This window comes from Burkholderia puraquae, from assembly GCF_002099195.1.
GTDB classification, from domain to species: domain Bacteria; phylum Pseudomonadota; class Gammaproteobacteria; order Burkholderiales; family Burkholderiaceae; genus Burkholderia; species Burkholderia puraquae.
The window spans coordinates 136,017-148,055 of the sequence record NZ_NBYX01000011.1; the positions used below are offsets into that span (position 1 = coordinate 136,017).

At 68.0% G+C, this 12,039-nt stretch carries 6 protein-coding genes; 5 read left to right on the plus strand and 1 reads right to left on the minus strand.

Annotated elements, in window-relative coordinates; all coding sequences use genetic code 11:
* The first annotated feature begins 199 nt into the window (after positions 1-199).
* The 4 genes from B7G54_RS21520 to pdeR all read left to right on the plus strand — a co-directional run bounded on the left by B7G54_RS21520 (position 200) and on the right by pdeR (position 8,695).
* Positions 200-973, plus strand: coding sequence for a putative hydro-lyase (locus B7G54_RS21520; protein ID WP_085040915.1), 774 nt, complete (start codon positions 200-202; stop codon positions 971-973).
* An 83-nt stretch (positions 974-1,056) separates the two neighbouring features.
* Positions 1,057-2,355: an MFS transporter gene (locus B7G54_RS21525; RefSeq protein ID WP_085040916.1), complete on the plus strand. Its 1,299-nt coding sequence runs from the start codon at positions 1,057-1,059 to the stop codon at positions 2,353-2,355.
* A gap of 130 nt (positions 2,356-2,485) precedes the next feature.
* Positions 2,486-6,130, plus strand: coding sequence for a hydantoinase B/oxoprolinase family protein (locus B7G54_RS21530; RefSeq protein WP_085041020.1), 3,645 nt, complete (start codon positions 2,486-2,488; stop codon positions 6,128-6,130).
* Between the two features lie 561 nt (positions 6,131-6,691).
* Entirely contained in the window at positions 6,692-8,695 is a 2,004-nt protein-coding gene (gene pdeR / locus B7G54_RS21535; RefSeq protein ID WP_085040917.1) for a cyclic di-GMP phosphodiesterase, read from the plus strand.
* A gap of 48 nt (positions 8,696-8,743) precedes the next feature.
* Here the strand turns inward: pdeR and B7G54_RS21540 are convergent, their stop codons facing one another.
* Entirely contained in the window at positions 8,744-9,607 is an 864-nt protein-coding gene (locus tag B7G54_RS21540; protein WP_085040918.1) for a crotonase/enoyl-CoA hydratase family protein, read from the minus strand.
* 457 nt (positions 9,608-10,064) lie between these two features.
* On the opposite strand from B7G54_RS21540, the gene B7G54_RS21545 reads away from it, so the two are divergent.
* The gene (locus B7G54_RS21545; protein ID WP_085040919.1) at positions 10,065-12,035 is read left to right on the plus strand and encodes an APC family permease; all 1,971 of its coding nucleotides are present in this window, start codon (positions 10,065-10,067) and stop codon (positions 12,033-12,035) included.
* The last annotated feature ends 4 nt before the right edge of the window (positions 12,036-12,039 follow it).

The window sequence follows — 12,039 nt, forward strand, 5'->3', positions numbered from 1 at the left end:
CGGACGGACGGTGGATGCGCACTTTGCCGGTGAGGAAAAGTGAACGGAGCCGGGGAAAACCCCGAGATCCGTTAAGAAATTCTATACACGAAGCGCAAAAAAACTCGTTGGCGACAAAATTTTTTCTTTTCTATTCTTCGCCGTATCCGATGACACGGCACCGTCATCCCGACGACATACCGATCTGCGACAGACCCTCATGACGCCTTCCGAATTCCGCCAGTCCGTGCGCCACGGCGCATTCCGCGGCCCGACCGCGGGCCACTGCGGCCCGTACGCGCAAGCGAACCTCGCGATCCTGCCCGAAGCGGTCGCGCACGATTTCCTGCGCTTCTGCCAGGCGAACCCGAAAGCCTGCCCGCTGCTGGGCGTCGGCGAACCGGGCGCGTTCCGGGTCGATGCGCTCGGCGAGGATCTCGACATCCGCACCGACGTGCCGAGCTACAACGTCTACCGCGACGGCCGGCTGACCGAGCGCGTCGAATCGCTGGAATCGCTGTGGCGCGACGATTTCGTCGTGTTCGCGATCGGCTGCTCGTTCTCGTTCGAGGACATGCTGGCCCGCGAAGGGATCGGCTTGCGCCACGTCGAGGAAGGGCGCAACGTGCCGATGTACCGAACGTCGATTCCGAACCGCCGCGCGGGAATCTTCGGCGGCCAGCTCGTCGTGTCGATGCGGCCGATGCGCGGCGCCGACGCGATCCGCGCGGTGCAGATCACGAGCCGGTTCCCGGGCGTGCACGGCGCGCCGATCCATCTCGGCGATCCGCGCGAACTGGGCATCGCCGATCTGAACGCACCCGAATTCGGCGACGCGGTGACGATCCGCGACGGCGAGCTGCCGGTGTTCTGGGCGTGCGGCGTGACGCCGCAAACCGCGCTGATGGACGCGAAGCTGCCGATCGCGATCGCGCACACGCCCGGCCACATGCTGATGACCGACATCACGAACGCGTCGCTGGCCGTGTTCTGAGCCCGGACGACGACAACCCGATCCGCACGACCCGCCGCTCGCGCGACAACCATCTGACGGCGCATAACGACAGGAGCACCACCATGGAAAGCAAGACCCTCGCGGCGAACGCCGCGCAGCCCGCGAGCCCCGAGCGCAACGGCCTGTTCTCGTGGTACGCGGACGCGCAGCCGCGCGAGCGCCGCGCGTTCTGGAGCTGCAAGGTCGGCTACATGCTCGACGGGATGGACACGCAGATGCTGTCGTTCGTGATCCCGACGCTCGTCGCGACCTGGGGCATCTCGTTCGCGGACGCGGGCTTCATCGGCACGGTCACGCTGCTCGCGTCGGCGGCCGGCGGCTGGATCGCCGGCATCCTGTCCGACCGGATCGGCCGCGTGCGCACGCTGCAGCTCACCGTGCTGTGGTTCGCCGTGTTCACCGCGCTGTGCGGGCTCGCGCAGTCCTACCACCAGCTGCTCGCGGCGCGCGCGCTGATGGGCTTCGGCTTCGGCGGCGAATGGACGGCCGGCGCGGTGCTGATCGGCGAAGTGATCCGCGCGCGCGACCGCGGCAAGGCGGTCGGCCTCGTGCAGTCGGGCTGGGCGATCGGCTGGGGGCTGTGCGCGCTGCTATATGCGCTGCTGTTCTCGGTGCTGCCGGCCGAGCAGGCGTGGCGCGCGCTGTTCCTCGTCGGCCTCGCTCCCGCGCTGCTGGTCGTCGCGATCCGCCGCTACGTGAAGGAGCCGGACGTCTACGAGAAGGAGAAGGCCGCGCAGGCGAAAGTGGCCGATGCACCGCGCCTCACCGAGATCTTCGCGCCGAAGCTGATCACGACGACGCTGCGCGCGGCGCTGCTGACGACGGGCGCGCAGGGCGGCTACTACGCGATCACGACGTGGCTGCCGACCTTCCTGAAGACCGAGCGTCACCTCACGGTGATGGGCACCGGCGGCTACCTCGCGATGATCATCTTCGGCTCGTGGGTCGGCTACCTGACGAGCGCGTACCTGACCGACCGCCTTGGCCGCAAGCCGAATTTCATCCTGTTCGCGGTCGGCTCGATGGTGATCGCGTTCGCGTACACGTCGCTGAACCTGACCAACGCGTCGATGCTGTGGCTCGGCTTCCCGCTCGGCTTCTTCGCATCGGGCATCTTCTCGGGGATGGGCGCGTTCCTCACCGAGCTGTTCCCGACCCGCGTGCGTGGTTCCGGCCAGGGCTTCTGCTACAACGTGGGCCGCGCGATCGGTGCGCTGTTCCCGTTCCTGATCGGCGCGCTGTCCAAGCAATACGGGCTCGGCATGAGCATCGGCATCTTCGCGGTCGCAGCATACGGCGTGGTGATCGTCGCCGCGCTGACGCTGCCCGAGACACGCGGCCGCGAACTCGACGCCGCCTGACCCACCATAGCGGCAAGGGCGGCCGGCCCTTCGTTTTTCTTCCCCTTTGATCGACCCGGTGACACGGCGTGCGACGCGCGCCGTGCGGCGGCGCTCGTCCCTCGATTCAACGACGCATCGACCCGACATCATGACTGACCGACACCTTTCTCCCGTTCCCTCCGACGCCGCACGTTGGCAATTCTGGATCGACCGCGGCGGCACCTTCACCGACATCGTCGCGCGCCGGCCCGACGGCACGCTCGTCACGCACAAGCTGCTGTCGGAGAACCCCGAGCAGTACCGCGACGCGGCCGTGGCCGGGATCCGCCACCTGCTCGGTCTCGCGGCCGGCGAGCCGATCACGCCCGAGCGTGTCGACATGGTGAAGATGGGCACGACGGTCGCGACCAACGCATTGCTCGAACGCAAGGGCGAACGCACCGCGCTCGCGACCACGCGGGGCTTTCGCGACGTGCTGCGCATCGCGTACCAGAACCGGCCGCGCCTGTTCGATCTCGACATCGTGCTGCCCGACGCGCTGTACGAGACCGTCGTCGAGATCGACGAGCGCATCGGCGCGCACGGCGACATCGTCGTGCCGTTCGATGCGCAGGGTGCCGAGGCGTCGCTGCGCGGCGTGTTCGACTCGGGCGTGCGTGCGCTTGCGATCGTGCTGATCCACGGCTATCGCTACACCGCGCACGAACGCGCGCTGGCGGACCTGGCGCGCCGCATCGGCTTCACGCAGGTCTCGGTGTCGCACGAGGTGTCGCCGCTGATGAAGATGGTGTCGCGCGGCGATACGACCGTGGTCGACGCGTACCTGTCGCCGATCCTGCGCCGCTATGTCGAGCAGGTTGCGCACGAGATGCCGGGCGTGAACCTGCAGTTCATGCAGAGCAGCGGCGGGCTGACGCGCGCCGACGCGTTCCAGGGCAAGGACGCGATCCTGTCGGGCCCGGCCGGCGGCATCGTCGGGATGGTGCGCGCCGCGCAGGCGGCCGGCTTCGAGCGCGTGATCGGCTTCGACATGGGCGGCACGTCGACCGACGTGTCGCACTACCACGGCGAGTTCGAGCGCGTGTTCGAGACGCAGGTGGCCGGCGTGCGGATGCGTGCGCCGATGATGAGCATCCATACGGTTGCGGCGGGCGGCGGCTCGGTGCTCGGCTTCGACGGCGCGCGGCTGCGCGTCGGGCCCGAGTCGGCCGGTGCGAATCCGGGGCCGGCTGCCTACCGGCGCGGCGGCCCGCTGACCGTGACCGACTGCAACGTGATGCTCGGCAAGATCCAGCCCGATCATTTCCCGCGCGTGTTCGGCCCGCATGCGAATGAGCCGCTCGACCGCGACGGCGTCGCCGCGAAGTTCGCGGCGCTGGCCGACGAGATCCACGCGGCGACCGGGCGGCGCGAGACGCCCGAGGCGCTCGCCGAAGGCTTCCTGGAAATCGCGATCGGCAGCATGGCGAACGCGATCAAGAAGATATCCGTGCAGCGCGGCCACGACGTGTCGCGCTACGTGCTGACGACGTTCGGCGGCGCGGGCGGCCAGCACGCGTGCGGCGTGGCCGACGCGCTCGGGATGACGCAGGTGTTCGCGCATCCGCTCGCGGGGGTGCTGTCGGCATACGGGATGGGCCTCGCCGACCAGACGGCGATGCGCGAGCGCGCGGTCGAGGCCGTGTTGTCCGACGCGTCGCTGCCGGCGCTGAATGCCGCGCTTGACCGGCTGGCCGACGAGGCCGTCGGCGCGCTCCTCGAACAGGGGGTGCCGCAGGCGCGGATCGCGATCGAGCGGCGCGTGCACCTGCGCTACCAGGGCACCGATTCGGCGCTCGACGTGCCGGCCGGCAGTGTCGCCGAGATGCAGCAGGCGTTCGAGGCCGCGTACCGGCAGCGCTATGCGTTCCTGATGCCCGGCACGCCGCTCGTCGCCGAGCTCGCGTCGGTCGAGGCGATCGGCCGCTCCGACGCGCCGGTGGAGATCGCGCCGCTCGCGCCGCGCAGCGACGGCGGCGATGCCGCGCTGCGCGCCCATTCCGCGGTGCGCTTTTATTCCGGCGACCAATGGCACGACGCGGCGCTCTACGTGCGCGACACGCTGCTGGCCGGCGACGCGATCGACGGCCCGGCGATCGTCGCGGAGAAGAACGGCACGACCGTCGTCGAGCCCGGCTGGCGCGCGCGGATGACCGCGCAGGGCAACCTCGTGCTGACGCGCACGACGCCGCTGCCGACGCGCCGCTCGCTCGGCACCGACGCCGATCCGGTGCGGCTCGAGATCTTCAACAACCTGTTCATGTCGATCGCCGAGCAGATGGGGCTGCGGCTGCAGAACACCGCGTACTCGGTAAACATCAAGGAGCGGCTCGACTTCTCGTGCGCGATCTTCGACGGCGCCGGCAACCTGATCGCGAATGCGCCGCACATGCCCGTGCACCTGGGCTCGATGGGCGAGAGCATCCGCACGGTGATCGAGCGCAACCGCGGCCGCATGCGCGACGGCGACGTGTTCATGCTGAACGACCCGTATCACGGCGGCACGCACCTGCCGGACGTCACCGTGATCACGCCGGTGTTCGCGGACGGCTCGGCCACGCCGCTGTTCTACGTCGGCTCGCGCGGCCACCACGCGGACATCGGCGGCACGACGCCGGGCTCGATGCCGCCCGATTCGACGCATATCGACGAAGAAGGCGTGCTGATCGACAACTGGCAGCTCGTGTCGGCCGGCACGCTGCGCGATGCGGAAACCCGCGCGCTGCTCGCGTCGGGCCGCTACCCGGCGCGTAACGTCGAGCAGAACATGGCCGACCTGCGCGCACAGGTTGCCGCGAACCAGAAGGGCGTCGACGAGCTGCGCCGGATGGTCGCGCAGTTCGGCCGCGACGTCGTGCTCGCGTTCATGGGGCACGTACAGGACAACGCGGAAGAAGCCGTGCGGCGCGTGATCGGCGCGTTGCAGGACGGCGCGTACCGCTACCCGCTCGACAACGGCGCGGAGATTCGCGTCGCGATCCGCGTCGACCGGGCGGCGCGGCGCGCGGAAATCGATTTCACGGGCACGTCCGCGCAGCTCGACAACAACTTCAACGCGCCGAAGGCCGTGTGCATGGCCGCCGTGCTGTACGTGTTCCGCACGCTGGTCGGCGACGACATCCCGCTGAACGCCGGCTGCCTGAAGCCGCTCACGGTGATCGTGCCCGCGCGTTCGATGCTGAACCCCGAGTATCCGGCGGCGGTCGTGTCGGGCAACGTCGAGACGTCGTCGGCGATCACCAACGCGCTGTACGGCGCGCTCGGCTGCGTCGCGTCGAGCCAGGGAACGATGAATAACTTCACATTCGGCAACGATCGATACCAGTACTACGAGACCATTGCGGGCGGCAGCGGTGCCGGCGACGGCTTCGCGGGTGTCGGCGCGGTGCAGACGCACATGACGAACTCGCGGCTTACCGATCCTGAGGTGCTCGAATGGCGTTACCCGGTGCGGCTCGATTCGCACCGGATCCGCGCCGGGTCGGGCGGCGGCGGGCGCTGGCGCGGCGGCGACGGCGCGGTGCGGCGGATCCGCTTCCTCGAGCCGATGACCGCGTCGATCCTGTCGAACAACCGGATCCACGCGCCGTTCGGCGCGGCGGGCGGCGGGGCCGGCGCGCTCGGCCGCAACACGATCGAGCGCGCGGACGGCACGACCGAGGCACTCGACCATATCGGCCGCGCACAGATGGCGCCGGGCGACGTGTTCGTCGTCGAAACGCCGGGCGGCGGCGGATACGGCGTGGCGGGCTGAGCCGCGCAACCGGCGCGGGCGCCCCGCGCCGGTGCGCGGACGACATTGCAACGGACTGTGGAATAAAGCCGCGCATTAACGCGCAAATGGAATCAAAAATGACGGAAAGTCGGGTCGCAGGAATGCGATCCGACCCTGCCGCCACGGCCTGGCCACGTCGCCGCCCGTGTATGCTTTAATCGACCGCAAACGCCCGCCCGGCGGGGCACTCAGCCTTTCTTGCCAGGCCTGTTGCGCACCGCCGCACCCGTGATCGGCCAGGCTGCTAATCATGAAAAATCCGGCTTGCCAATCGAGTCCCGATTCCTTGACACTCTGCTCTAAATGTGAGTGCCAATCTTGATCGTCATTTGATAAGATGGCTCTCATCATTCGTTAGGCGGAACCTGCGCGCATCGCGCGCGAACGCCGGGTCGCATTAGCTGGAAACAAGTACGGGACGAGGCCCTTCATCACGGCATTCACGATGGCCCTGCCGGGAGCGCGACGCGCGGCCCGACGGGCGGTCGGCCGGCTCGCCTCCGTCTACACTGTGCGTTTTTTCTGGATCGGGGCGTCTCCATGGATGACGAAAACGATAGCGCGGTGCTCGAGGCGCACGTCGGTACGCGCAGCCCCTGCTGGCGTCTCGGCAGCGACAGCAATGCCCTCGAACTGGCGGCCGTCCGCGGCCTGACCAACGTCGCCGTCGCGCTGACGGGCGAACAGGCCGCGTGCATCCGCGCGCTGACCGGCGTCACGTCGCACCTCGTGCTCGACATCACGCTGTTCGGCGAACCGGTCAGGCTCCATCTCGTCGGCAGGAAGATCGACACGACCGACTGGGCCGGCACGGCTTGCGCCTATTCCGATGCGGAATCCGTCGCGGGCGATCTCTCGCACGGGCTCGCGTTCGCCGAGCAGGTCGTGTCCGAAGTGAATTCGCTCGTGGTGATCCTCGACCGCAACGGGAGGGTGCAGCGCTTCAACCGCCTGTGCGAGGAAGTGACGGGCAAGCGCGAGGTCGACGTGATCGGCCGCAGCGCGTTCGAGCTGTTCATGAGCCCGGAGCAGGGCGAGCAGTCGCGCACCAACATCACGGGCTTTTTCGCGAGCAACCACTCGTTCGCGGTCGAGCGCTACATCAACACGGTCAACGGGCCGCGCCTGTTCCAGTTCCGCAACAAGTTCGTGCAGAGCGGCAGCGGCGTCGAGGAGCAGTTCCTGATCTGCTCGGGCATCGACATTACCGAGGAGCGCAGCGCGCAGCAGCGGCTCATCGAGCTCGCGAACACCGACGTGCTCACCGGGCTGCCGAACCGCCATGCGATCAGCGAGCGCATCCACGCGGCGATTGCCGCGGAGACCGCCGCGTCGCGCGGGCAGGTCGGCATCCTGTTCCTCGACCTCGACAACTTCAAGCGCGTCAACGATCACTACGGGCACATCACCGGCGACCGGCTGCTGCAGGACGTGTCGACGATCATCAGCGGCTGCCTGCCGTCCGGCGCGACGCTCGCGCGGCTCGGCGGCGACGAATTCCTCGTGCTGTTCGAGCATGGCACGCGGCCGCTGCTCGAGGCGACCGCGCAGATCATCCTCGAACGGCTGCGCACGCCGATCCATCTCGGGCTGATGGAGGTCTACACGAGCTGCTCGATCGGCATCGCGATGCATCCGCAGCACGGCGATTCGCTCGAAACGCTGATCCGCAGCGCGGATACCGCGATGTACGTCGCGAAGGAAGAGGGCAAGCATACCTACCGCGTGTTCTCGCTGGAGATGAACCAGAAGGTCGCGAAGTACATGTGGCTCGACACGAACCTGCGCAAGGCGCTCGAAGAGGAGCAGTTCGTGCTGCACTACCAGCCGGTCGTCGATATCGCGACCGGCGACGTGCACGGCGTCGAGGCGCTGATCCGCTGGCAGTCGCCCGACCGCGGGCTCGTCGCGCCGGTCGAGTTCATCCGCTTCGCGGAGGAGTCGGGCCTGATCGCACCGCTCGGGCGCTGGGTGATGCGCACCGCGGCCGCGCAGGCCGCCGCGTGGAAGGCACAGGGGCTCGGCATCCGGATCGCGGTGAACGTGTCCGCGCGGCAGTTGCAGGACATGAACATCGTGCACCAGATGGCGTCGATCCTCGACGCCGCGGGGCTGAAGCCCGGCCTGCTCGACATCGAGCTGACCGAGAGCTGCTTCATCGAGGACGAGGATTCGGCCAACGGGCTGATGCGGCAGTTCCGCCAGCTCGGCGCGGAGATCCATCTCGACGATTTCGGCACCGGCTATTCGTCGCTGTCGCAGCTGTCGCGCCTGCCGCTCGACGCGATCAAGCTCGACCGCAGCTTCATCACGGGCATCGACCGCAATCCGCGTTCGCAGGCGCTGGTGCGCTCGGTCGTGTCGCTCGCGAAGGCGCTGAATTTCGCGGTGATCGCCGAAGGCGTCGAAACGCATGCGGAAGCCGAATTTCTCAAGCAGCTCGACGTCGATCACGCGCAGGGCTATTACTACGCGCGCCCGATGCCGGCCCAGGCGTTCGAGGCGTGGCTCGCGGAGACGAGGAAGCTCAGGCTGATCGCCTGAGCTTCGTTCACGAACGGGCGCCGCCGGCAAGCGGCGGCGCCCGTCGCATTACACCGTGCGCAGCTTCGACACGCGCCGGTTCTGCAGCATCACGAGGCGTTCCATATACGCGAGATCCTTCGGCTCGATCGTGAACGCCGCATGCACCCACGCTTCCGTGATGTCCATCAGCTCGGAGCGCGACAGCTGGAACACCCGCTCGCGCGCGCGCAGCATCGCGCGCACGCCGTTCAGCTTCGGCTTCGTCACGTCGATGAAGGTGCGCGTCGCGAGATACGCGTCGCCCGCGTCGAACGTCTCGTCGATCAGGCCGCGATCCTCGTACCACTCGGATGCGTGCGCTTCACCTGTCGCGATCAGTTGCTCCGCGAGGCCCCGATCGGCCTTGCGCGCGACGAGCGAATAGCCGCCCATGCCCGGGAACAGGTTGAACGCGATCTCGGGGAACCCGAGCTTCACGCCCTTCTGCGCGAGCACGTAGTGATGCGCGAGCGCGGCCTCGAAGCCGCCGCCGAGCGCGCTGCCCTCGACCATCGCGATCGAGATCGACCCGGTGCCGAAGCCCGTGTAGATCTCGTACACGCCGTCGATGCACGAGCGTGCATAGGCCATCAGCAGGTCGCGCTTGCCGCTGCGGATCGCGTCGACGAAAAAGCTCAGGTCGCCGCCGACGTTGAACAACTCGGGGACGAGCGAGCCCGTCACCCAGAAGTCGAACGGCAGGCCCGAGTCGCGTGCGACGCGCGCGAGATGGATGATGTCTGTAACGAGTTGCTGGTTGAAGCACGGCCGCGGCTCCGATCGCAGCATCATCCACATGACGTTACGTCCTTCTTCGTAAAAGGCAGTCAGTTGCGTGAGTTCGCCGGCCTCATAAAACGGGCGGCACGCGGGATGGGATTGGAGTTGCATGGTATGTCCTCGTGAGATGTGGTTTTCGACGACCGTCGTGCCCGGCGCCGAGCGGGAGACGGATGTCCCGCAGGACGCCGTGCGCGAGGCATCGCCATTGTTGCGCGCGCACTAAAGTCGAATTGCGGGGAACAACGCACGACCGGGACGCGGGGCCGAACGCGTCCATGGGGGCCGGGGAAGGCGGCGGCGAGCGGCGCGGGCCGGTGTCGGGCGGCGGCGGGCAGTGCGACGGGCGGTGCAGGCAGGCGCGGGAAGGTAGCCGGGGCGGGGGCGCCGCGTTGCGCGAACGCGCGTAAGCGGCCGACCCGGCGCGTGGTTGGCGGGGTTGCTCGCTTACACGCTGAAAGCGGTGCCGGGCCGCCGTGCGGCCCCTATGGAAGATGCGGACTGGCGCCGCGCCCGTGCGTCGATTAGCTTTAAAGGATCACGCAGCGCGTGGCGCCGGGAGGGGAACATGACCACGTTCCAGAAGGTGTGGCAGTTGCTCGTCGGAAAGCCGCTCGACCCGCTCGATCCGCGCACGCGGCATGCGATCGCCGTGACGCCGCTGCTGGCCTGGGTCGGGCTCGGCGCCGACGGCCTGTCGTCGTCGTGCTACGGCCCGGAAGAAGCGTTTCTCGCGCTGGCGCACCACACGCCGCTCGCGCTGTTCCTCGCGATCGCGACGGCGGCGACCGTGTTCATCATCGCGCTTGGTTACAACCAGGTGATCGAGCTGTTCCCGACAGGGGGCGGCGGCTACCGCGTCGCGACGTCGCTGCTCGGGTCGAAGCCGGGGCTCGTGTCGGGCGCGGCACTGCTGGTCGACTACGTGCTGACCGTCGCGACGTCGCTCGCGAGCGGCGTCGACGCATTCTTCAGCCTGCTGCCGGTGAGCGCACAGGCGTTCAAGCTCGCGACCGAGATCGTGCTGATCCTGCTGATGACGGGGCTCAATTTCCGCGGGATGCGCGAATCGATCATGGTGCTGCTGCCGATCTTCATCGGCTTCGTGGTCCTGCACTTCGGGCTGATCGTGTACGGCGTCGCCGTGCATGGCAGCAACCTCGCGATGATCGTGCCCGATGCCGTGCACGAGGCGCACGGGATGTCGCAGTCGCTCGGCGTATTCGTGATGCTCGCGCTGCTGATGCGCGCGTTCTCGCTCGGCGGCGGCACTTACACGGGCCTCGAGGCCGTGTCGAACAACGTGAACATGCTCGCCGATCCGCGCGTGCCGAACGGCAAGGTGACGATGTGGTACATGTCGACGTCGCTCGCGTTCACGGCCGGCGGCATCATCCTGCTGTACATGCTGTGGCACGCGCGGCCCGTCGAAGGCGAGACGCTCAACGCGGTCGTGTTCGGCAGCGTGATCGACCATCTCGGGCTCGGCTCGGCGTTCGCGCGCCACGCATTGCTTGCCGCCGTGCTCGCGTTCGAGGCCGGGCTGCTGATGGTCGGCGCGCAGACGGGCTTCCTCGACGGCCCGGCCGTGCTGTCGAACATGGCGTCGGATTCGTGGGTGCCGCGCCATTTCCGCGACCTGTCGACGCGCCTCGTGCGGCAGAACGGCATCGTCGTCGTCGGACTGTCGAGCCTGCTGATCCTCTTGTGGACGCACGGCAGCGTCGACGTGCTCGTCGTGCTGTACAGCATCAACGTGTTTCTCACGTTCAGCCTGTCGCTGCTCGGGCTGTGCACGTACTGGTGGCGCCATCGCAGCGAGCCGGGCTGGCTCAAGCACTTCTTCCTGTCGGCGCTCGGGCTGAGCGTGACGGCGACCGTGCTCGTCATCACGCTGGTCGAGAAGTTCACGGCGGGTGGCTGGCTCACGGTGCTCGTGACGAGCGCGGTGATCGCGCTGTGCTTCATGATCAACCGCCACTACGCCTATACGCGCGCGCAGCTCGCCAAGGAGGACGAACTGTTCTCGGGCAAGCCGCCCGAAATCGACGAGGCCACGGCGCCGGGCAAGCCCGATCCGTCGCAGCCGACGGCCGTGCTGCTGGTCGGCAAGCATCGCGGCGCGAGCATGCACGCGCTGCTGTGGGTCAACCGGCTGTTTCCCGGGCACTTCCGCAACGTGATCTTCCTCGCGGTCGGCGAAGTCGACGCAAAGGCGTACGACGGTCACGAACATCTCGAGCGGCTGCGGCACACGATCACCGAATCGCTCGACTACTATGTCGCGCACTGCCGCCGCAACGGCATCGCAGCCGACTACCGGATCGCGTTCGGCACGAATCCCGTCGTCGAATTCATGAACCTCGCGTCGTCGACGCTCGACGCGTATCCGAACGCCGTGTGCTTCGCGAGCAAGCTGATCTTCCGGCGCGTGAATTTCCTCACGGCGTGGCTGCACAACCAGACGCCCGTCGAGCTGCAGGCGCGCCTGCACGTCGAGGGCAAGCAGATGGTGTTGCTGCCGATGAACGTCGGGTAGCGGT

Coding starts and splice junctions, on each gene's coding strand:
- B7G54_RS21540 (WP_085040918.1), bottom strand. CDS start 9,607: ATGCAACTCCAATCCCATCCCGCGTGCCGCCCGTTTTATGAGGCCGGC.
- B7G54_RS21520 (WP_085040915.1), top strand. CDS start 200: ATGACGCCTTCCGAATTCCGCCAGTCCGTGCGCCACGGCGCATTCCGC.
- B7G54_RS21545 (WP_085040919.1), top strand. CDS start 10,065: ATGACCACGTTCCAGAAGGTGTGGCAGTTGCTCGTCGGAAAGCCGCTC.
- B7G54_RS21525 (WP_085040916.1), top strand. CDS start 1,057: ATGGAAAGCAAGACCCTCGCGGCGAACGCCGCGCAGCCCGCGAGCCCC.
- pdeR (WP_085040917.1), top strand. CDS start 6,692: ATGGATGACGAAAACGATAGCGCGGTGCTCGAGGCGCACGTCGGTACG.
- B7G54_RS21530 (WP_085041020.1), top strand. CDS start 2,486: ATGACTGACCGACACCTTTCTCCCGTTCCCTCCGACGCCGCACGTTGG.